The 22,220-nt window shown below is 42.3% G+C and carries 17 protein-coding genes and 1 tRNA gene; 10 read left to right on the top strand and 8 right to left on the bottom strand.

The features are described 5' to 3' along the window. The first annotated feature begins 14 nt into the window (after window positions 1-14). From ACVBDY_RS09945 to ACVBDY_RS09920, 6 genes are all read left to right on the top strand, one after another. Window positions 15-677: a YggS family pyridoxal phosphate-dependent enzyme gene (locus tag ACVBDY_RS09945; RefSeq protein WP_447175322.1), complete on the top strand. Its 663-nt coding sequence runs from the start codon at window positions 15-17 to the stop codon at window positions 675-677. A gap of 79 nt (window positions 678-756) precedes the next feature. After that, entirely contained in the window at window positions 757-2,139 is a 1,383-nt protein-coding gene (locus tag ACVBDY_RS09940) for an exonuclease domain-containing protein (RefSeq protein WP_447175321.1), read from the top strand. A gap of 13 nt (window positions 2,140-2,152) precedes the next feature. Next, window positions 2,153-4,147 (top strand): DUF3858 domain-containing protein, encoded by a 1,995-nt coding sequence (locus ACVBDY_RS09935; RefSeq protein WP_447175320.1) that lies wholly within the window; start codon window positions 2,153-2,155, stop codon window positions 4,145-4,147. Next, window positions 4,144-5,031, top strand: a complete 888-nt coding sequence (locus ACVBDY_RS09930; protein WP_447175319.1) for an ion transporter — start codon at window positions 4,144-4,146, stop codon at window positions 5,029-5,031. The genes ACVBDY_RS09935 and ACVBDY_RS09930 overlap by 4 nt, the downstream gene beginning before the upstream one ends. Window positions 5,032-5,067: 36 nt before the next feature. Then, window positions 5,068-6,003: a tRNA (adenosine(37)-N6)-dimethylallyltransferase MiaA gene (miaA, locus tag ACVBDY_RS09925; protein WP_447175318.1), complete on the top strand. Its 936-nt coding sequence runs from the start codon at window positions 5,068-5,070 to the stop codon at window positions 6,001-6,003. A 230-nt stretch (window positions 6,004-6,233) separates the two neighbouring features. Next, window positions 6,234-6,316 (top strand) — tRNA-Tyr (locus tag ACVBDY_RS09920). Between the two features lie 76 nt (window positions 6,317-6,392). Here ACVBDY_RS09920 and ACVBDY_RS09915 read toward each other — a convergent pair. After that, window positions 6,393-7,205, bottom strand: coding sequence for a universal stress protein (locus ACVBDY_RS09915; RefSeq protein ID WP_447175317.1), 813 nt, complete (start codon window positions 7,203-7,205; stop codon window positions 6,393-6,395). Window positions 7,206-7,553: 348 nt separating this feature from the next. Between ACVBDY_RS09915 and ACVBDY_RS09910 the strand changes: the two genes are divergently transcribed. The 3 genes from ACVBDY_RS09910 (at window position 7,554) to ACVBDY_RS09900 (ending at window position 11,414) form a co-directional block, all read left to right on the top strand. Further along, window positions 7,554-8,381 (top strand): OmpA/MotB family protein, encoded by an 828-nt coding sequence (locus ACVBDY_RS09910; protein WP_447175316.1) that lies wholly within the window; start codon window positions 7,554-7,556, stop codon window positions 8,379-8,381. A 264-nt stretch (window positions 8,382-8,645) separates the two neighbouring features. Then, window positions 8,646-9,980 (top strand): dipeptidase, encoded by a 1,335-nt coding sequence (locus ACVBDY_RS09905; RefSeq protein WP_447175315.1) that lies wholly within the window; start codon window positions 8,646-8,648, stop codon window positions 9,978-9,980. A gap of 141 nt (window positions 9,981-10,121) precedes the next feature. Then, a complete protein-coding gene (locus ACVBDY_RS09900) occupies window positions 10,122-11,414 on the top strand; it encodes a mechanosensitive ion channel family protein (RefSeq protein ID WP_447175314.1) in 1,293 nt (430 codons plus the stop codon). Between the two features lie 94 nt (window positions 11,415-11,508). On the opposite strand, the gene ACVBDY_RS09895 is transcribed toward ACVBDY_RS09900, so the two are convergent. The 5 genes from ACVBDY_RS09895 to ACVBDY_RS09875 form a co-directional block, all read right to left on the bottom strand. Next, entirely contained in the window at window positions 11,509-11,850 is a 342-nt protein-coding gene (locus tag ACVBDY_RS09895; RefSeq protein ID WP_447175313.1) for a DUF2853 family protein, read from the bottom strand. Between the two features lie 75 nt (window positions 11,851-11,925). Next, the gene (gene menD, locus ACVBDY_RS09890) at window positions 11,926-13,608 is read right to left on the bottom strand and encodes a 2-succinyl-5-enolpyruvyl-6-hydroxy-3-cyclohexene-1-carboxylic-acid synthase (protein WP_447175312.1); all 1,683 of its coding nucleotides are present in this window, start codon (window positions 13,606-13,608) and stop codon (window positions 11,926-11,928) included. 174 nt (window positions 13,609-13,782) lie between these two features. Next, entirely contained in the window at window positions 13,783-14,925 is a 1,143-nt protein-coding gene (locus tag ACVBDY_RS09885) for an isochorismate synthase (protein ID WP_447175311.1), read from the bottom strand. A 63-nt stretch (window positions 14,926-14,988) separates the two neighbouring features. Beyond that, complete coding sequence (locus ACVBDY_RS09880) at window positions 14,989-15,414, bottom strand: PaaI family thioesterase (protein ID WP_447175310.1); 426 nt, start codon at window positions 15,412-15,414, stop codon at window positions 14,989-14,991. Between the two features lie 199 nt (window positions 15,415-15,613). Continuing rightward, window positions 15,614-16,444, bottom strand: coding sequence for a M57 family metalloprotease (locus ACVBDY_RS09875; RefSeq protein ID WP_447175309.1), 831 nt, complete (start codon window positions 16,442-16,444; stop codon window positions 15,614-15,616). A gap of 173 nt (window positions 16,445-16,617) precedes the next feature. On the opposite strand from ACVBDY_RS09875, the gene ACVBDY_RS09870 reads away from it, so the two are divergent. Next, complete coding sequence (locus ACVBDY_RS09870) at window positions 16,618-19,404, top strand: S8 family peptidase (protein ID WP_447175308.1); 2,787 nt, start codon at window positions 16,618-16,620, stop codon at window positions 19,402-19,404. Between the two features lie 19 nt (window positions 19,405-19,423). Here the strand turns inward: ACVBDY_RS09870 and ACVBDY_RS09865 are convergent, their stop codons facing one another. Both ACVBDY_RS09865 and pdxR read right to left on the bottom strand, forming a co-directional pair. After that, on the bottom strand, window positions 19,424-20,347 hold the full coding sequence (locus tag ACVBDY_RS09865) for an alpha/beta hydrolase family protein (protein ID WP_447175307.1): 924 nt from the start codon (window positions 20,345-20,347) through the stop codon (window positions 19,424-19,426). Between the two features lie 97 nt (window positions 20,348-20,444). Then, window positions 20,445-21,965, bottom strand: a complete 1,521-nt coding sequence (pdxR, locus tag ACVBDY_RS09860; RefSeq protein ID WP_447175306.1) for a MocR-like pyridoxine biosynthesis transcription factor PdxR — start codon at window positions 21,963-21,965, stop codon at window positions 20,445-20,447. Window positions 21,966-22,220: the final 255 nt, after the last annotated feature.

Here is a 22,220-nt window from a genome sequence, read left to right as displayed (position 1 = left end):
CTGAATTTTAAAAAATGAGTATAGCCGAGAACCTCAGGAACCTGAAAAAAGAACTTCCGGAGCACGTTACCCTGGTAGCGGTTTCCAAAACAAAGCCCGTAAACGACCTTATGGAAGCTTATGGGGCCGGACAAAGAGTCTTCGGAGAGAATAAAATACAGGAAATGACCGATAAATGGGAGCAAATGCCTAAGGATATTGAATGGCATATGATAGGTCATGTACAGCGCAATAAGGTAAAATACATGGCCGAATTCGTATCCCTTATACACGGGGTGGACAGCCTGAAACTTTTAAAGGAGATTGACAAACAGGCGGCCAAACATAAACGGGTCATAGCCTGCCTGCTGCAAATACATATTGCAGAGGAAGACACTAAATTCGGGATGGATGAAGAAGAAGCTATCGGTTTATTACGATCCGAAGAATTACAGGCTATGGAGCACGTAAAAATTATCGGTTTCATGGGAATGGCCACATTTACCGAAGACGAGGCACAGGTTAAAAAAGAATTTCAGACACTCCATGCCCTGTTTGATAAAGTTTCGGGAGAACACCCGGAAATTCAAGTATTGTCTATGGGAATGAGCGGGGATTACATGACTGCCATCGCATGTGGCAGTACGATGGTTAGAATAGGAAGTAGTATATTTGGAGTACGGAACTATCATGGATAGTTTGAATAATTAAATAAATAATCGGGATTTTACGCGGGAAATCTGCGAAAAAGGAGAATCCCGTCGGGAAAAGATATAGATGTACGCTATATTAGACATAGAAACAACAGGAGGACAGTATAATGAGGAAGGCATAACTGAAATTGCCATATACCGCTATGACGGGCATAAAATAACAGATCGTTTTATCAGCCTGATCAACCCGGAACGGGAAATACAGCCTTTTGTAATAAACCTTACCGGCATTAATAATGCCATGCTGCGATCGGCTCCTAAGTTTTATGAGGTGGCCAAACGCATTGTGGAAATTACGGAAGGCTGTGTACTTGTGGCCCATAATGCACAATTCGATTATCGCATACTGCGTACGGAATTTCAACGGCTCGGTTTTGATTATAAGAGAAAGACCATATGTACGGTAGAGCTTTCCCAAAAGCTCATTCCCGATGCGGGTTCTTACAGCCTTGGAAAACTGGTGCGTTCCCTTGGAATTCCGGTAAGTGACCGTCACCGGGCCAATGGAGATGCGCAGGCCACCGTTAAGCTGTTCAAATTGTTACTGGCCAAAGATCAATCCAAAGAGATCGTCAGGGAAAGTATAAAATCCGAAAATACGGGTACCCTCTCCCCTAAATTACTCAATATCGTAGAGCAGCTGCCCGAAAAGGTGGGAGTGTATTATATCCACAGGGAGAACGGGAATATTATTTATATAGGCAAAAGTAAAAATATCAGGAAGCGGGTTAATCAGCATTTCACCCGAACAGCCAAAAAAGCCAGGCTTATCCAGAGGGAAGTGGTTGCCGTAACCTATGAAGAAACCGGGAATGAGTTAATAGCCCTTCTCAAAGAAAACGAAGAGATAAAAAAGAATCAACCCAAATACAACAGGGCCGGAAAACAACGATTATTTACTTTCGGATTGTTTTACAGGGAAAATGAAGACGGTTACCTGGAACTGTTTATCAACAAACTGAGCAAACGTTTCTCTTCGGAAAAATATCCCATTACCACTTTTGTTACCATACACGAGGCCAAAAACACCTTATACCGGCTTACGGATGAGTTCACCCTTTGCAATAAACTCAACGGACTTTCCGATGCCAAAAAAAATTGTTTCAATTATACCATACAAAAATGTAACGGCGCATGTATAAAAACGGAGCCACCCGAAATATACAATGAAAGGGTAAAAGAAGCTCTTAAAAAATACAGCTATCCGCATGCGAATATGCTTATTATAGATAAGGGAAGAGCAACCGGCGAACGAAGTGTGGTTATGGTAGAGAATTCTGAATTTAAAGGAATTGCATTTTACGATCTAAACTATCAGATTAATAATATTCACATATTACAAAAAGTCCTTACCCCCATGAATAACAATGCCGATACCAGGCATATCATCCAAACGTACCTAAGAAAAAACAACGGGTACAAGATCATTGAATACTCACCAAAATAACAACAACGGGGCCATGGCAAACGTTCCCAAATTACTCACCGTTCTTTTATTTATATTCTGTTTTTGTACATTGCGGGCACAGGTTTCGGAAATAGATTTTGAATTCGGCAATATCAATCCCGAACATCTGGACATGCTCAGCTATGAAAAAGATACAACTGCAAACGCACTGGTCCTTTACGAAAAAGGTACTTCCAAAATAGAAAAAAACAGCTTTGGTAATGTAGTCCTGTCCACCGAAATCGTTCGCCGTATTAAAATCTTAAAAAAAGATGGTTTTAACGAAGCTACCCTGGAAATCCCATTACACAAATCACTCGAAAGTAAAAAACGGGAACGGTTTATTGAAGCAGAGGCCCTTTCAGTTAATTCCGATCGCAAGGTACACCGATTGGCGAAAAAAGACATTTTTACCGACCATGTGAATGAAGCCTATGATGTGGTGAAGTTTACGGTTCCCAATGTAAAAGAAGGCACGGTGATCGACTATAGGTATAAAACAGAATCTCCCTTTTTGTACAACTTTAATTCATGGAGGTTCCAGTCCGATATTCCCAAGATATACAGTCAGTACTCCACCACTATCCCGGCGAACTACAGGTACAATGTAAAGCTCACCGGTTTTCTGGAACTGGACCACAAGGAATCAGTGCTGAAAAAAGACTGCTTTTATTTTCAGGGAGTGGGCACTGCCGATTGTGTAAACAGCACTTATATTATTAAAGACATTCCCGCTTTCAAGGAAGAAGATTATATGGTTTCCAAATACAACTACCTCTCTGCCATCGATTACGAACTGGAAACATTTCAAGGTTTTGACGGTATCAATAAAAAATTTACCAAGAGCTGGAAAGATGTCGACAGGGAGATAAAACACAGGGAGGAAATAGGCAGGCAGGCCAGAAAAGAAAATTACTTCGGCAAACTGATTCCTGAAGAAATTTCCAATATGCCACAAGGTATGGAAAAAGCTAAAAAAATATACTATCACCTTCAGGATCAACTATTCTGGAATGGAAAAAACTATATTTTCAACAGGGTAGATGTAAAAGATGCTTTTGAAAAAAAATCCGGAAGTACCGCTGACCTGAATCTTATATTGCTGAACTTCCTGAAAGCCGCAGGTTTTAAGGCTGACTTTATGTTACTATCCACACGAAATACCAACCTGCCCACAAAATTATATCCCGTAATATCCGAGTTTAATTATCTCGTCATTAAACTGGATGCGGATGAAAAAAGTTTTCTGCTCGACCTTACGGACAAAAACCTTCCTTTCGGAACACTTCCTTTCCGCGCACTTAATGGCTATGGCAGGGTAATGGAAATGGATAACGGAAGTTACTGGTACAACATCATCCCCGAACAGCACACCCAGACCCTGATATCTGCACAGATTTCCCTCACCGGGGATGAATATGCCAGCATTAAGGTCAAAGAAAGCAGTTCGTTTTATCATGCATTGTCCAAAAGAAAAGAAATGCAGGACACGTCGGTGGAAGAATACAAAGAATCCTTACAGGACGAATACGACAAAAAAGGCACCTACGAACTGGAAGAATACACAATGAACAACCGCAAAGACCTGGAAGAACAACTGGTTGAAAGGTATTCCTTTCGAATGGAAAAAGATCCGGATACCCAAATGCTCATCCTCAATCCTTTTATAGTAGGCAGGATGGACAAAAATCCGTTTACCCTGGAAGAAAGGACATACCCGGTGGATTTTGGTTACCCGTTTGCCTATGTTTACCTGATTGTCATCGACCTGGGTGAAGATTATGAAATCGGAGAACTTCCGGCAGACAGGATATTGAGACTGGAGGACGGCTCCGGAAAGTTACTTTTTCACTCATCCAGAAATGGCAATAGCGTCATTATAAATGCCAGGTTACAATTCTCCAGGTCTGTATATGCCGCAGAAGAATACGAAGGATTGAAAAAATTATATACAGAACTCCTATCTTTACAAAATAAGCAACCCATCATATTAGAACGAAAACTGTGAAAGAAGAGAAGTCCAAATACGAAATATGGAAACAAAAAACCCATATTATCATATATGGCGTGAACACCCCCGCCGGAAGAATATTTGATATCGTTATCCTTTTCCTCATCTTGTTAAGCATTTTCATCGTAATGATGGAAAGCGTTACGGAATTTGATAAAAAGTATCACGATATTCTACTGGTTTCGGAATGGATAATAACCATCATCTTTACGATTGAATACATTCTGAGGATTATTACCATAAAAAAGCCGTGGAATTATATATTCAGTTTTTATGGCATCATAGATCTGGTAGCCATACTTCCTATGTATTTGTCTTACTTCTTTACAAACACACATGTTTTGGCCACAATCCGCTCCCTGCGGCTGCTCCGGGTATTCCGGATCCTCAAGTTAATGCGGTTTATCGGGGAAGCTTCGCAGTTGCTCAGCGCCTTAAAAGCAAGCCGGGCCAAAATTGCCGTTTTTTTATATACCGTACTCATTGTATCCGTGGTTATCGGATCCTTGATGTTCATTGTCGAAGAAGGAGAAGGCAGTGGCTTTACAAGTATTCCCAGGAGCATCTATTGGACTATTGTTACCCTTACTACCGTTGGTTACGGTGACATTGCACCTCAGACAGAACTCGGACAGTTTATAGCGGTATTTATTATGATACTTGGATATGGTATTATAGCTGTCCCTACGGGGATTGTAACGGTCGAATATGCTAAATCCCGGCAAAAGAAGGCAGGTGAAGAGGCCGCCCTGCCGGAGCGACAGTCTAAAACCTGCACTAATTGCAGTACACAGAATTTTATTCCTGACGCCCGGTACTGTTATCGATGCGGGACCCTGCTCCCATCTGTTAAAGATAGCCCCGGGACTGCCGGGCAATAATGACTTGTTTTAATATAAAGAGAATCTTTAGTCCTTTTGAAGTACAAAAAAAATAAATACCTGATTACTGTTGTCGGACCAACAGCCATTGGCAAAACCGTCATGGCCATCCGTATAGCCGAATATTTCGGCACCGTAGTACTGTCTTCGGATTCCAGGCAATTCTATAAGGAGATGCATATAGGTACGGCTGTGCCCTCAGAAGACGAACTCTCTGCCGTTCAGCACTATTTTATACAACATAGAAGTATTTTTGAAGACTATTCCGTGGGGGATTTCGAAAGAGAGGCGCTTTCCTTGTTGGAAGAACTTTTCAAAACCAGGGATGTTGTCGTGATGGCCGGTGGCAGCGGACTGTATGTTAATGCAGTATTAAAGGGTCTGGATGATTTCCCGGATGTAGATCCATCTATAAGGCAGGAACTTAACGAACGTTTCAAAAGAGAAGGAATTCAAAGCCTGGCAGAACAGTTGCAAACCCTGGACCCGGTTTATTATAAACAGGCAGACGTGGAAAACCCGCATAGGGTAATGCGTGCACTGGAAATCTGTCTGGGGACAAACAAGCCGTATTCTTCCTTTTTGTCCGGGAAATCGAAAAAAAGAGATTTTTTGCCTGTCACCATAGGACTTACCGCAGAAAGAGAAATAATTTACAACCGGATAAACCGAAGAGTAGATATGATGATGGATAACGGTCTGCTCCGGGAAGCGCAATCCCTGTTCCCGTATAAGCAAAAAAATGCGCTTCAAACGGTTGGATATAAAGAGTTATTCGAGTACCTGCAAGGGGATTGCAGCCTGGAAACTGCCGTTTTAGAAATAAAAAAGAATACCCGGCGTTTTGCCAAACGACAACTTACCTGGCTCCGGAAACAGGACGATATAACCTGGTACGACTATGAACAGGACATTTCGGATATTTTAGAATATATTACTTCCCGTATTCACGATAACGAGAAGGCGGTTTGATCTTTATTGGTCTCCGTCTCGCATTTAAAATCCTGTTCCCGATGGATATCGGTATCTATTGCCATTACTTTAGTGGTTTCTTCCCGTTTTTTTTGAGACAAACAGTTTTCATACTCAAATAGTTGTACTGTTTACCGATAAGTTATGCAGTTTTTCTCTTGTACAATTGTAAAACAGCATTATATTTGCACCGTTCATTTGTAAGGGCACTGCCCTGGAAATGATGGCTCGGGGAGATACTCAAGCGGCCAACGAGGACAGACTGTAAATCTGTTGGTTTTTACCTTCGCAGGTTCGAATCCTGCTCTCCCCACATACCGGAAAAGACGTTCAAAATGAGCGTCTTTTTCTTTTTCAAACACCTCTGTCCATCACTATCTATCCGAATTTTACACAGGTAATGAAAGTAACGGAACATCGCTTCCCGATGCCATCATTCTGGTTTTACTCCTGTGAATTAAGGATTTCCAGAAACCGTATTTATACGGCACCATGATAAGTATATCTGTTTTGGTAGCCATCATTTCCGCTTTGATGGCCTCAAGTATTTTTTTGGACTCCACGTTTTTATAATAGTGGATGATGTCCTTCAGTTCATTATCCATCATTTCCGTGTTTGAAGCTTTTTCCTGTAGTTCTTCTATTTTATTGTTTACGTAGAATACTTCGACAATTGCCCCGAAGCCGGAGGCAAAAGTATGTACTTTTTCAAATATATTCTTATCCACACCCTTCATGATGTCACAGGCAAAAAGAATATGATAAATTCCCTTGTATCTCGCCCCTATCGGAATGGCCAATATAGGAACGCTGAGTTCATTAATGGCTGTTGTCGTAGTGTTTCCCATCAGATCCTGCTCTACGGATTTCCGGGCCATCCCCATAACAAGCATGTCTGCCTGGCAATGTCCGATACAATATTCTACTTCCACATAAAAGTCTCCGGATGCCAGATGTATGTCCGTATCTATCCCGTAAGTAGCACTAATACTTTCTTTAACCGCTTCCAGGTCTTTGTTCTTTTTAGCTATAAGAATTTCTATGCTTTCATCGGACAGTCTTGCATTTAAGGCATGTATGGAAATATTGTACAGTGTAAACAACACAAGCTTATACTGGTATTCAGTTGCCATTTTTGCGGCATATAAAAGCGCATTTTCCGCCTCGTCCGAAAAGTCCGTGGCTACTACTATTGTTTTCATATCAGAATATTTGATACTGTCGTTTTCTATGATATACGGATCAAATATATAGGAAGGTACCAAAGGGTAACATGATATTTATCAGATAGCAAATTATAGAAGAAATAAACAACAATTAATTTACTGCAGAGTGAAAGATATTGCCTGAAATTATCTGAAGCCCGACCTTACGGAAAATTATGTCGATTTAAATCGTCCCGAAACCTGCCTAACATTCGGGCATTTCCTCAGAGACTTACAAATGTTAAAGAAGTGTTAAAATAATAATTTGAAATAGCCTTTCATACAAGATACACCACTACCTAGCGTTATAGAAGCGATTGAACTGTTAAATCAAATATCAAAACTATGAAGAAAGTGATTATTGTAACTGTCCTGGGAAGCCTTGTATTTACTTCTTGTGTTTCCAAGAAGAAATATGTGGCACTGGAGCAGGATCTTTCCAATACCAGAAGTGTTCTACAGAAGACCACGGTAGAAAAGGAAGAATTGGAGGATAAGTTTGCTAAAATAGAAAGCAGGGTTTCCGAATACAATGCCAAAATAAGTTCTTTGAGAGAAGAAAATGACGAAAAACTGGTGCAGGTAGGTGACCTGGCCGTAATGTCCAACAATACCAAAGCCAAAATGATGGCTACTCTTGCCAAAGTAGATCCGAACGAACTGGCCAATGCACAAACGCTGGAGGATTCCATAAACCTGGCTATCTCCTATAATCTTAAAAACTCCATTACGGACAGCTCTGATAGCGAAGATATAGATATCAATGTGGACCAGACCGTGGTAATGATCTCCGTATCTGACAAATTGTTATTCCGCAGTGGTAGTTACCAGGTAAACAATAAAGCTTATAACCTTTTGCAGAAACTGGCAGATGTTATTAATTCCGAACCGAGTATGGAGGTTATGGTTGAAGGACACACCGATTCCCAGACTGTAAAAGAAGGAGCTTACATTAAAGATAACTGGGAACTCAGTGTACAACGTTCTACAGCTATAGTAAGACTTTTACAGGACAAGTACAATGTTAATCCGAAGCAAATGATCGCAGCCGGAAGAGGGAGCACTATGCCCCTGGTAGATAATGATACACGCGAGAACCGGGCCAAAAACAGGCGCACACGTATTGTGATAATCCCTAACCTGGATAAATTCTTTGCCCTTCTGGGATCATAACAAGTATAAACAAAAAGAAACATTCGCTGCCCGGAACTATTTCCGGGCAGCTTTTTTTGAACAAGTATGAAAGTAAGGATTTTTTAAATTGTTAGTTGACAAATTTGGAGTGATCTAACTAAGCAAGGTAATTATATTTAGTGGGTACGCATGAGTAACAGAGTGTATTGAAACCCTGGAGTTATGAAAAATTCCATAGACCACATGACGGGAATCGGTAATAATTTGTACTTTTCCTTCCACTAACTCAAAAATCCTGCACATATGAAGATTTATTATTATCTCTCCCTCTCTGTTCTCGTATTGTCCGGTGCCTGCAAAACTGATAAAAAAACCGAAACCGGAGACACTTCCTCACTGGATTCCGTCGCACTTATAGAAAAAGCCCGTACTATTCACAAGAATGTTATTACCATAGACACACATAACGACATTAATGTGAAGAATTTTACCGATAGTATTAACTACACCATGGACCTGGATACACAGATTACGCTTCCGAAAATGGAAGAAGGAGGCCTGGACGTTACCTGGCTCATTGTTTATACCGGACAGGATTCCCTGAATGTCGAAGGCTATGCCAGGGCGTATGACAATGCAGTATCCAAATTCAATGCCATTCACCGGCTTTGTGAGGAGATCGCCCCCGACCGTATTGAACTTGCGCTCTCTTCCGACGATGTTCGAAAAATTCATGCATCCGGGAAAAAAGTGGCCATGATAGGTGTAGAGAATGCATACCCCATGGGAACCGATCTTTCCAACGTAAAAAAATTTCATGACCTTGGGGCAAGGTATATGTCACTTTCACATAATGGTCACAGCCAGTTCTGTGATTCCAATACCGGCGAAAAAGACAGTGTGTGGCTTTATCACGGTTTAAGTGATCTCGGAAAACAAGCCATTACGGAAATGAATAAATGGGGAATTATGGTGGACCTCTCCCACCCTTCCGCTGAATCGAACAAACAGGCCATTCACCTGTCCAAAGCTCCTGTTATCGCCTCCCATTCGTCAGCAAGAGGGTTATGTGATCACAGCCGTAACCTGAGCGATGAGGAATTGCTTTTGATCAAGGAAAATGGAGGTGTTGTACAAACCGTTGCCTTCTCGGCCTATGTAAACACTGCGAAAAACGATTTACGCCATGAAGCGGAACAGGCAATAAGAAAACAGGTAGCCGATTCTCTCGGGCTCGCTTTGCTCGAACGGGAAGATTACATGGCACTTTCCTCCGAAGAACGAAATGACTACTTTGAAAACGTCTACAAAAAAGTGAATGAGATGAGCCGGGAGAAAATACTCAAAAACGATTCCCTTCCTGAAAGAGTGGATGTTGAGGATTTTACAGATCATATCGACTATATGGTTAACCTTATCGGTATAGACCACGTTGGCATCAGCTCCGATTTTGACGGAGGTGGGGGAATCAGCGGCTGGGACGATGCCTCCGAAACTTTCAATATTACTCTCGAACTCGTAAAAAGAGGATACTCGGAAGAAGATATCCGGAAATTATGGGGAGATAACCTGCTCCGCGTGCTGGATGAAGTACAACAGGTAGCCCGGCAACTGCAGGCAGAAACCGGTGAAAGTTAATGTGATTTCTAAAGATCTACACCTAAAATTAAATTCCCGGCTTTTCCAAAGGCCGGGAATTTAAGTATAACCGCATAGGTTTTATCATTCGCTTAATAGCTATATCTTTGCAGCAGATCTGAACCCGAAAACACATAATTTATGCAACAACAAGGACCTGTTTACGAATGGAGCCGAAAATTTTATAACCTTTTGATACATAAAGGTGTCCCGGAAGAATTGTCCGTTCAGCTTAATCTCGTACTAAATCTCATAGTACTTCTCGTTGTTGTTGTTTTGCTGGACTTTATTTTCAAAAAAGTGGTGATCAAAACATTTGCCATCTTTTCTACCAAGACCCAAACCACTTTTGACGATTTTCTAGTACAAAGTAACTTTCCCAAGTATATAGCCCATATCATTCCCCTGATCTTTATTATACGGATGATCCCCACGGTTTTCTCCGATTTTCCGGGATGGAGCAACTTCAGTATGAAGATCGTGGATATTTATATGACCATACTCGCCGTGTGGATCTTTCGCAGTTTCCTTCGTTCTCTCAAAAATTTCCTCCGTACCAAAGAAGCTTATAAAGATAAACCGCTGGACAGTTTCGTACAGGTGTTCCTGATATTTGCATGGATCATTGCCTCAATATATCTCTTTACCGTACTTACGGAAAAAGACCCTATAGCATTCTTAACGGCCTTGGGAGCGGCATCCGCTGTGATCTTACTCATATTCAAGGATTCCATTCTCGGTTTTGTAGCGAGTATTCAGGTAGCTGCCAATGATATGCTTAGGATTGGCGATTGGATTACCGTAGAAAAATATGGTGCCGACGGAGACGTTATGGAAATAAACCTGGCCACGGTAAAGGTCCGTAACTTCGACAATACCATTACCACCATCCCTACTTACGCTCTTATTTCCGATTCATTCCGGAACTGGAGGGGAATGCAGGATAGTGGCGGGCGCCGGATTAAAAGAGCCTTGTATATTGCCGTGAGCAGTATCCGGTACCTGACAGAACAGGAAATTGAGGATCTCAAGAAAATACAGCTCCTGACTTCCTATCTGGACCATCGTCAAACGGATATAGCAAAATATAATACGGATAATAATGTAGATAAGAGTATTTTGCTGAACGGACGGAACCAGACAAATATGGGAGTCTTCAGAAAATATATAGACACTTACGTAAAAAACCACCCTGCGATTAATAAAGACATGACTATGATGGTACGCCACCTCCCTCCTACACCCCAGGGTATTCCTTTGGAGGTGTATATCTTTTCAAGTGACAAGCGGTGGGTAAACTACGAGCATATCATGGCCGATATATTTGACCATGTCCTGGCGGCCGTTCCTTATTTTGACCTGGAAATCTATGAATCTCCAAGCAGTAAAGACATGAAGAGGCTATCACAATCTTCTGCTTCTATGCAAAGTTAACGGAACGATTCACGGCGGTTAAAAAAATATGTCCTGAAAACACATTCCTCATAGGAATTATTTTCAGGACATTTTATTTATTGGAAAAAAGGATCTATTTGTAAACCGATTCCTTCTTGAAATGCTTAACTAAAAGATAATAAACTACCGCTCTGTATTTGTTCCGGTTAGATCTTCCATACTTCTCGATTACTGAATCGATCGCCTTGTCAAGGTCCGCACTGTCTTTTAAACCTAACTTTTTAATAAGAAAGTTTTTCTTTACAGTAGTCAGCTCACTCGGGTCCGTACCCGAAACTGTTTCTGCATCCGCGTTATAAATGGAAGGTCCTAGTCCGATGGTTACCTTCGTCAGCAGGTCCATGTCGGCTTTTACACCACATTTATCTTTCAGATCTGCGGCATACTTGGCAATAAGTTCATCTCTTTTGCTCATCAGTAATATTTTTATAGTTAATAAGGTGGTTCTAATTTAACAATTATTCTTCGATTTTTATCGTTTTATTGCCATTTATTCGGAAAAATCATCGGACAAATGCTTGAAATAATCGATTAAAATACCATCATTAACTTTTCGGGGAGTAAATATTTCCAGCAGTTTTGGTTCTTCCGAAGCTTCATACAATCTGTCCAGGCTTTCTTCAAGTAATTCCGTACCACCGGCTTTTATATATCCTATCCCATACATTTTACACAAATGTTCGGCTGTAAGTCCGTGAACGGTCTCAAAATAGGTGTCAAAATTATCCGTATTCTTATGTCCGGGCAATATGCGAAAAATCCCTCCTCCTCCATTGTTGATCACTATGATCCGGAAATCCTTTCGCTTGTAGTTATTCCAAAGCGCATTGCTGTCATAAAAGAAACTAAGATCGCCCGTAACTAAGGTCGCAGGCAATTTGGCATGTACTGAAGCTCCCATAGCGGTGGATGTACTGCCATCAATACCACTTGTTCCCCGGTTGCAGAAAACCTGCCATCCCTCTTTCATATCGAATAACTGCGAGTACCGTATTGTAGCGCTATTACTTAAATGTACAAGTTGTTTCTCCGGAATAGCCCTGAATATTTCGGCATACACCTTGAGATCGGAAAAAGGAATTTTTTTAATGTAGGCTTCATGTCTTGTTCCTCTCCTTTGTTTTGCCTCCTGCCAGTATTTCTGGTAATCACTTTCCACATACCGGAATGCCGGAACTGTATCAGAGAAAAAATCCGCCGGATCGGCCTTAAAATGATGTGTGAGGCAAAAAAAGGTGTCGTATGCCTTCTTGCTGTCTATATGATAGTGCCATTTCGGAGGATATTTTCTCAAAAATGCTTTTATTTTTTTGGAAACCACCAATCCACCGAAGGTAAGCAACAAACCGGGCTGTAGTTTCATAAGTTCTTCCTCTACCTTTTCAACAGGAGCTATAATCTTATCAATCCCGGGGAAAAATCCGGGATGGTGAAGATTTGATGTGGTCTCGGTAAAAACAATTACCGAAGGGTCCCGGGCCAGCAGATCCAGGTATTCCACAGGGATATCCCCGGGAAAATTAACCCCCACCAATACCATTTTACGCGTCGTGCTGTTCCACTGCTCCAGGAAAGCATCTCTGGTACTTTTATCGCTGCTTTCCATTTTTGTATCCGGGGACCATTCCCTAACCTCGGCTTCGGAAATGTTAATTACTTCGTATAAAGGCTCTTCAAAAGGTACGTTAATGTGTACCGGGCCTTTGTTGGTTATAGCGGTATGTAGGGCCTGTTGTATTTGTTCTTCATTAAATACCTTTTCACCTTCGGTCAGATTGGCCGAGAAAAGAATGTGATTGGCAAAAACGTTCTGTTGCCGTATCGTTTGTCCGTCTCCTATATCTATCTTATGGGCAGGCCGGTCCGCGGAGATCACTACCAAGGGGATATCACTGTAAAAAGCTTCGCAAACAGCCGGATAATAGTTGAGTAACGCCGATCCGGAAGTACATACCAAAACAGCAGGTTTTCTGGTTTGCTGGGCTATTCCCAATGCAAAAAAAGCCGCACAACGCTCATCGACCACACTATAAGAATTAAAAAAACTGTCGTGGGTAAAACCAATGGTCAGCGGAGCATTCCTCGACCCCGGTGATAATACGATCTCAGTAATGTTTTTCGCCTTGCACAATTGAAGTACCGTCTGTGCAAGCGGTATTTTAGGATATATCATGTAATGTATTCTTGTTCTTGATAATAACAACCCGGTATCTATCTGAATTCAGGGTATACGGAAACCTTTTTGTAACAACAAAAGTAGACTACAGCCCGGTAAGTACAAAGGATTAGGAGGAATACTTTAGTTTGAGAGAATATTGTGTGACTATCGTTTACCGCACTGCCTTAGCTACCTAAGAACTTTTTTCATCGTATGCGATTTATACACGGTTTCTTCCCATTCAGACTCGGGAACGGAATCCCTGGTTATACCACCTCCTATGTAAAGACAAGCTACATCATCACTTATTTGCATACAACGCAGGTTAACATATAAAGCGGAATCCCGATTATCGGGATCAGGGACAGTTTCGGGAGTAATATCTACATTCAGTTCCCCGAGAAAACCGGCATAAAAACTCCGGTCATATCCTTCGTTCTCCTGAATAAATCTCCTTGCCTCTTCTTTCGGGAATCCGCAAACCGCCGGTGTGGGATGCAAACTATGTAACAAGGGGGCAATATTCTTTGTTTTATATTTGGGGATCAGGGTCGCCTGTATGTCCGTTTTGATATGGATCAGGTTTCCTGCACGGTGTGTACCGGCCGCAGATATTTTAAGGCTCTTAACCTTGAAGCGCAAACTGTCTACTATAGCATCTGTAACCACCTGTTGTTCCCGTTTTTCCTTTTCTCTCCAGTTTACTTTTGTAGTTCCTGAAAATTTTTGTGTCCCTGCAAGGGCCATTGTGTGGAGTACGCAACCTTTTATATGTAATAAGGTTTCCGGGGTAGCCCCCAGCCACAGACCTGTTTTCGGGTGATACCAGATATAACAAAAGGCATCTTCGTAAGATTCAAGCAGTCTTTGGAAAATAGCTATAGGGTTATTTTCCGTAATGCGGACACCCTCTTCCCTGGAAAGGACTACTTTCTCCAGTTTTCCGTTCAGGATGGCTTCCACACCTTTTCGAACCAATCCCACGTGTTTCTCCCTGCCTGCAGTACTGTCTTTGCTTAACGGTCCCTCTTCTTTATTAGTTTCCTTTTCGCTCCCTGTTTTCCGGGCTAATCGGGAAAACAATTTTTCAGTTTCCGAATACGGTATAAGAATAGTTTGTTCCTTTGCATCAAAAGGAGAAAAAACAAATCCTCTTTCCGAAAAATCTTTTACGATATGTAATTCTGCATCCTTCTGCAATAATGCTTTTATTATCCCGGCCCCTTCCGAGGTCACCGTACTTTCAGATAAGGGTTTGCGATATGCCACAAAGGGTAATCCCCGTGTGTATTGCTGTTTTATTTGTGTGAAAAAATCTTCTGCTGATATCATTTCAATCAATTGGATTCTGATAAATACCCGGAGACTGATCCGCTACCCGATATCCCGATATGGTCAGTCTTTCTTTTTAGGTAGTGATATTGTAGTGAGTTTACATACGGAGACAAGACGGCCTTCCGTATCCGTCAGCAATATCTGCCACAATTGCGTTGTTCTTCCTTTGTGGAGTATTGTGGCTTTCGCATAAACTTCACCCTCTTTGAGACTTCTCACATGATTAGCCGCGATTTCCACCCCTCGAATAAAAAAATCGTCGGTATTCAGGAAAATATAGGCTGCGGCACTTCCAACACTTTCAGCCAGGGCAACCATGGCCCCACCATGCAATACACCATCGGGTTGGTGAACTTTGCTGTTTACCGGCATTTTTGCAACCAGATAATCATCTCCTACATCCGTATATTCTATCCTGAGAGTTTCCATAAGCGTATCCTTCCTCATGGCATTACACTTATCCAGGATTTTCTGTTTGTCCTTCATGCTCGACATTTACGATGTAAAAATACAAAAGAAAGCAGTAAAGACGAAGTTTCCAGGGAAAAGAAACAGGCAAATGAGAAAGTTCCAGGTTGCAGGTTACATATTTTGAACAACTTGGAACCAAAAACCATAAAAAAAGCGCAATCCCGGGATTGCGCTTAATAATTTCATTCAGGTTTTATTAGTCCGGATAGTCCGTCTAATACAGGTAATTTAATGCTACAATATCATACTGTCCCCAGTTACCACTAACTCCCGAGTTAAAACAGGATAGCATAACGGAACTCGAATCATAGCCTGTAGGAGTTCCCGGAATATGTACGGCTCCTACCCCTGCTTCTCCTTCGTTGGAATTCTGTCCGCAACTTTGACGGCTGAACCAGTCTGTGTGACGCATTCCCACACAATGTCCGATCTCGTGCATGATCACATGCTTTATTACCTGTGTAGGATAGCTGTTCAGACCCGAAAATATCTGTACCCATTTGTACGGATTACCTCCGGAGGGGAAACCTGCCTGACCACCTGCTCCTCCGCTGGGGCTGTATACTACAATGTCATACGGATTATAATTAGTTCCGAAAGTCAGGGTAAAAGTAAGGCCCAGGTTCAGACTGTTATAGCTGCTAACAGCCTGCTGCAGGGCAGTCTGCATTGCAGAAGAAAGTCCCTGGCTACTCCCGGTATATCCTATTACATTAATAGTTTTAGGAGAACTTACGAGGTTCCAGGTGTGATATTGCTCACTCACTACACCTCCGTGTAGTTCCATTTCGGACAGATGTTCCTTGGACATGAGAATATCTCCTTCTATAAGATAGTTGGTTTCAACACTCCCGTCGGGTAGAATAATGTCTGTCAGCGAAACATCATTGGTGTTCAGTTCGAGAGATGCAAGCTTATCAAGGACTTCATCACTTACTTCCTGCTGGGCTTCCAGGTTCTCCTCTTTCGGGTCATTCTCACAAGCGGTTAACAGTAATCCTATCCCGACTATCGCCGGGATAAAAAAAGACTTCATTGTTTTCATGTAAAATTTGATTTGAGTTAATAATTGTTTCTTACCATAAGTAGACGTCTTAACTTACAATGGCATAAAACAAACATAATAAAATATTTTTAAATTTTAACATTTCTTTAATCTTTTTTTATTTTATTTAACTGTTGATTTCATACATTACGCTTTAATTTGTAAACATGACAATGAAAAAGTCTCTGTTTCTCTTACTGTTTATAACTTCCTTAAGTTTTTACGGACAAACGGAAAAATGGCATCACTTCCTACAGGATGATGATAGAGGGAAGTACTATATGGTGAAAAAAGAAGACACTGAAAAGCTTCCCGGTGGATATATAACCGTCAGGATTCTTGACAGGGAACATATCATTATCCGTATGGACCGTACCCCGGATATGGCGAGACAGAAATACGACCGGAACAACATACGCCCTGTGAACGACCTATGGAAAATAGCTCCCGGTATTGATTTATCCGCAAAAAAGAAAAGCATCTATATCGTTAAAACCCCGGACAAAAATTGCCTGGATAATGCCCTTCAAAAAAAAGGATTGCACAGCACACTGCTTTATAACGGATATATGCTGATTAAAACATCCGGAATATATATACGCGATTATATATTGCCGCTGGATTGTGTTACTTACATAGGGAAAGAGTCTCTCGTCCCGGTCCGGGAAAGCACTATCCCCGACCTTAACCTGTCTGTAAACCGGGTATCCCTGCTACAGGAAAAAGTTCCCGAACTCCGGGGAAAAGGCATGATCTTATCGGTAAAGGATGATCTTTATGATATTGACGACATAGACCTTTCGGGTAAACATATCGCTTCCGGAAATGAGCCTGAAAACATTAGCGATCACGCTACAGATATGGCTACGATCGCTACGGGACTTGGAAATACTTCCGTAAACGGAAAAGGTGTAGCCCCGGAATCCCGTTTATCGTCTTCCGATTTCCGGTCCCTTTACCCGGATACTGACCTGCAAAATCAGGATGTTACCACCCAAAACCATTCATATGGTACGCAAATAGAAAATTTTTACGGTTCCCTGGCTGAAGCTTATGACGCTTACTTATACGATAACCCGATACAGGTCCATCTCTTTTCTTCCGGGAATTCCGGTAGTGAAACATCTTCGGACGGGGTTTATTCCGGTATCCCCGGATTTGCCAATATTACCGGAAATTTTAAAATGGCGAAAAACATAATCACCGTAGGGGCATTGGACACCCGATTATCAGTTCCCGGTTTTTCCTCCAAAGGGCCGGCATACGACGGCAGGATAAAGCCAGATCTGGCCGCATTCAGTTCTATCGGCACCTCCAACGCTAACGCCCTGGTATCGGGCATAGTACTATTACTTCAACAACATTACCGCAAAGAACACCAGGACTCCCTTCCCCCTTCATCCCTGATAAAAGCCGTCCTGATAAACGGTGCGGACGATATAGGTGCTCCCGGGCCGGATTTCCAAAGCGGATATGGCAATGTCAATGCCCATGAAAGCTGGAAAATACTTGAGAACAGACAGTTTATTTCAGGTGCGGTAAGCGATTCGCAAAGCCGGGAATATTCACTTCCCGTTCCCGAAGGCAACGGCAGCCTGAAAGTCACCCTCTCCTGGACAGACCTGCCCGCCGAACCCAACTCCAATATAGCATTGGTCAACGACCTGGACCTGACGGTAATCCAGGGAAGCAAAACCGTGAATCCCTGGACACTTGACCATAATGCCAATGAAGAAGCCCTTAACAAGCCTGCCATACGCAACAAGGATCATCTTAATAACACAGAGCAGGTACTGGTGGAAGAAATCACGGATGATATGGTTACCATACGAGTACAGGGATATGCGATAAGCGGGTATACCCAGGCTTTTTCTATCGCTTACAGTTGGATACAAACAAATGATTTTGAATGGGCAAACCCGGTAAGCGGTAACAGTTTTCCCTATGATGGTATTTCAACAGACTACATAAGGTGGAAAAGTAGATCCCCCGCCGCTTCCGGTAAACTTGAAGTGAGTTATGATGACGGAAGTACCTGGAGCATCATTAATAACGAAGTTCCCCTGTCGCCGGGATATTATTCCTGGGATCCGGTCACCGAAGAAGGTCATACAGCCATACTGAGAATGACTGTTAACGGTCAGCGTTTCCTCTCCTCCCCGTTCCTCATTTCCTATGCCCTGCGTCCCCGCATCAGCCTGAAATGCGGTGACATTACCGAAATGACCTGGCAAAAAAATACTACGGCCATCGCCTACGATATTTATTCGTTACGAAATAACACTATGGCATTTACCGAGAGGGTGACCGACACCACTTACATCATTTCCGGGGATTCCCGATACCATGCCGTTGCCCCCGTATACGCAAATAATGCAACAGGGATACGAAGCGAAGCCGTCTCTGTTATTACAGATAGCGAACAATGCTATTGGGAATCCATATATGCCACTAACCTGGAAGACGAGAACCGCATCCTTCTCTATTTCTCACTCGGAAGCACATACCAGGCCCAAAGCATCGAGATCTACAAAATAACTTACGGAGAAGAAGAACTTATACAGCAAATAAACCCGGTCAATCAAAAAGAATTCCAGGTATCGGATAATAATCCCGTTGAAGGAGGTAATATGTACCGTGCCAGACTTATCCTGGAGGACGGTACCGAAATCTATTCCGAAACTGTCAATGCGATCTACCTGGCCAGAACTCCGTTCCTTGTATTCCCTAACCCGGTGACATCGGAAGGAATTAATGTTTACAGCAGGAAAATCGAAGATGGTGAAGAAGTATATATCTATCTGTATTCGGTGGAAGGTAAATTCATTTTAAAGAAACAGGTTATTTCCGACCGGGATTTTATATCTCTCGGACAACTTACCAACGGAATATATTATTACAGCATTGAAGTAGCCGGTAAAAAACGTAAATCGGGAGGATTAATACTTTACCGGACCTAGGAACTGTTCGGATATTATCTCAAGGATCTCCGTATAAACTAGCCGCAGCATCGGAAATAGTATTCCGAAAATCGTGTGCGGCGTCGGGCACTACAAGTAATTTCCAACGGAAAGGAAAATCGCCTGACCTCGCAATGCTGTCACTTTTATCATAGAAATGTAGCGTCCGCTCGTAACGATTCATTCCTTGTTCTACATCCAGAAACGCATTGTGCCTTAAACCGGCGCTGCCGGGATCGGTATCGTTTTCTCCGATCTGTAAGATCAATTCCCTTGAAAAATAGTCTTGCGGATCCAGGCTGGTGATCGGGCTTTCTTCTATTCCGTAAGGAAAAATTATCGTATTATCCGGTACGGTGTACCAGCCGGATGAACTGGCCACGACTTTTCGCACACGGGCACCCGGTTTCAACATGATAAAGCGGTGTGCAAATTGTGCTCCGGCGGAGTGACCGTATATATCATAAGTATTTGAAGTGTTTTCCATGAGTACTTTCACCTCATCAAACAGGGGTTCAATAAGAGAAAAGGTCCACATTTCCTCAGCATGAAGAGTACTGGAGGAAGGATGGTCTCCGTCAATAAACACATTTCCCAGGTTATAGGCATTCCCTCCCGGATAATACCGGTCTGAAAACTCCGGGGCAATAATAGCCACTTTATATTGATTGGCCAGCGGTATCCAGGCATTCCGGTAATCAACAGCATTCCGCGAGGAACCGTGTAGAACAAAAAGCACGGGCATTGTCGTGACATCTCCTTCGGGAATGTGATAAAACACTCTTACAGGTGCCTGTTGCAAAGGTTCATATCCGGTATAATTAAAACTTCCCGTTCCGGAAAGAATAGTAGTGTCAGGAGAAGAGGTTTCATTATTATCGCAACCGACGTGGACCAAAAGGGTTAAAACGGCCAGGAGACGAAATCCGAAAAGTTTTTTCATTTGGAAAAATATAAAAGAGCATAAATGTAGCCATCGGAAGCACCATTTCTCCATACCTGTACAGGTTAATTATGCATACCAGTTTAAAAAACAGGTTCTAGGGCAAACCTGTTCTTTCCGTAACCTCCTTTATCATTTTATTGTATATACTTGCCATTTCGGACAGCTTTTTTGGAATCAACGGCTTGCGAACAGCTGCATACCCGAGGATCAACCCGTTTTGTTGTCCGCTGATAAAACACTTGCTATAGGCATGGGCGATCAAATGCCGTTCCTTAAACCTACGGATAAGGGGTTGATCGGAAACCGGCAGTTCAAAATTACCCAGCAAATGCAAACTTCGGGCCTGGCTGTCTGCCAGTTGGAAGGAAGGATGGAATTCATTCCGGACAATCCCGGAAAAAAGCGCCTTACGCTCTTCCGCAACCTCTATGACGTTTTTTATATGGTGATAGAGGTAATTTTTTTCAATAAACTGGTTCATCACCACCTGGTTCGAAGGAGATACAAAACGATGGGAATGATTTTGTAAGGCTTTTATGGTATCCAGCAAATAATAAGGGACCACCATGTATCCCAAACGTATGGAAGGGTGCAACAGCCTGTTGAATGTTCCCAGGTAAACCGTGCGTTGCTCCGTATCCATGCTGAAGACCGAAGGATCTTTTAGTCCCCAGTTACTAATCTCATGTTCATAGTCGTTCTCAATAATAATACTCCCGTTTTCCGAAGCCCAGCGAAGCAGGTCCGACTTTCGCTGCGGGCTCATTTTAACTCCCGTAGGGTAATGACCGGATGGAGTGACATGTATTAACTTTGGTCGGGCGCTTACCTCATCAGCTTGCGGGATACATATGCCCTCCCGATCGACCGATGCTGCTATGATGTTAGCCTCCAGACTCCGGAAAATAGAATGTACATTGGGAAAGGTAGGGTTTTCCATGACCATCGTATCTCCGCGGTCCATCAGGGCATTGCCTAAAAGATAAAGGGACTGCAACGAACCGGATACAATGATGATCTGTTCATAATCGCACTTGATCCCGCGCATCATATTCAGGTAACCTGCCAGGTTCCTCTTTAAAATCTCCACCCCCGAAGAATTGGAATAAGATAACGAAGAAGCTTTTATCGTTCGCCAATAATAATTGGATAGTTTTTTCCATTGGTTGACCGGGAAAATATCCAGCGGAGGTAAACCGGGACGAAAAGCAATAGCCTCTTCGGAGGTGGTATTTATCAAATGAACATTTTCTTTAAAAGCCCTCCCCTTTTCCGATATTTCCGGATATGTAACATCGGCAGGAACCTTGTGATCCGGAAGAACATCGTCCTGCATATTTTTCTTCACCCTGTATCTCGCCCCGTGCCGAACTTCGATCAGACCTTCCAGAAGCAATATATCATAAGCCTTAATGGCTGTGCTCCTGGAAACCTTTAGGTACTCTGCCAGTACCCTTGTCGAAGGAAGTGATGCCCCTTCCGGGATTTCCCTTTGCAGGATCTTGTTTTTCAGGTATTCGCTGATACGCAGGTATAGGCTTAAATCCCTGCGGTAGGCATTTAAGTCCAGTTCGCCGAGTATCTTCCGGGTAAGTAATTCCAAACTGGTATGCATAATTAATCATAACTGGTGTGCTAAAGGTAGTAAAAACTTTAGTCCCTTTGAAATGTCATTTTAATTAAAAAACATATTTACTTTTTGAATATTGATATTATAAACCTTAATTTTTTTACACAAACGAAATAAAAGAATAATCCCCCGCCCTCTTACCTTCTTAGCCGAGTATGAAAATCTTTTACAAAAAAGTGGCTTATCTTTAGTAAATACCATTTTATAAGGATTTGGTGAAATAATAAAAAACACAACGAT

Source organism: Sinomicrobium halophytocola (assembly GCF_052983395.1).
This window is presented reverse-complemented; position numbering and strand designations above follow the sequence as displayed.

Bases quoted from the DNA above. Each gene is read 5' to 3' on its own strand.
- ACVBDY_RS09945 (WP_447175322.1), top strand. From the start codon at position 15: ATGAGTATAGCCGAGAACCTCAGGAACCTGAAAAAAGAACTTCCGGAG.
- ACVBDY_RS09940 (WP_447175321.1), top strand. From the start codon at position 757: ATGTACGCTATATTAGACATAGAAACAACAGGAGGACAGTATAATGAG.
- ACVBDY_RS09935 (WP_447175320.1), top strand. From the start codon at position 2,153: ATGGCAAACGTTCCCAAATTACTCACCGTTCTTTTATTTATATTCTGT.
- ACVBDY_RS09915 (WP_447175317.1), bottom strand. From the start codon at position 7,205: ATGAAAACAATAGTAGTAGCCACGGACTTTTCGGACGAGGCGGAAAAT.
- ACVBDY_RS09910 (WP_447175316.1), top strand. From the start codon at position 7,554: ATGAAGAAAGTGATTATTGTAACTGTCCTGGGAAGCCTTGTATTTACT.
- ACVBDY_RS09905 (WP_447175315.1), top strand. From the start codon at position 8,646: ATGAAGATTTATTATTATCTCTCCCTCTCTGTTCTCGTATTGTCCGGT.
- ACVBDY_RS09900 (WP_447175314.1), top strand. From the start codon at position 10,122: ATGCAACAACAAGGACCTGTTTACGAATGGAGCCGAAAATTTTATAAC.
- ACVBDY_RS09895 (WP_447175313.1), bottom strand. From the start codon at position 11,850: ATGAGCAAAAGAGATGAACTTATTGCCAAGTATGCCGCAGATCTGAAA.
- menD (WP_447175312.1), bottom strand. From the start codon at position 13,608: ATGATATATCCTAAAATACCGCTTGCACAGACGGTACTTCAATTGTGC.
- ACVBDY_RS09885 (WP_447175311.1), bottom strand. From the start codon at position 14,925: ATGATATCAGCAGAAGATTTTTTCACACAAATAAAACAGCAATACACA.
- ACVBDY_RS09880 (WP_447175310.1), bottom strand. From the start codon at position 15,414: ATGAAGGACAAACAGAAAATCCTGGATAAGTGTAATGCCATGAGGAAG.
- ACVBDY_RS09875 (WP_447175309.1), bottom strand. From the start codon at position 16,444: ATGAAAACAATGAAGTCTTTTTTTATCCCGGCGATAGTCGGGATAGGA.
- ACVBDY_RS09870 (WP_447175308.1), top strand. From the start codon at position 16,618: ATGAAAAAGTCTCTGTTTCTCTTACTGTTTATAACTTCCTTAAGTTTT.
- ACVBDY_RS09865 (WP_447175307.1), bottom strand. From the start codon at position 20,347: ATGAAAAAACTTTTCGGATTTCGTCTCCTGGCCGTTTTAACCCTTTTG.
- pdxR (WP_447175306.1), bottom strand. From the start codon at position 21,965: ATGCATACCAGTTTGGAATTACTTACCCGGAAGATACTCGGCGAACTG.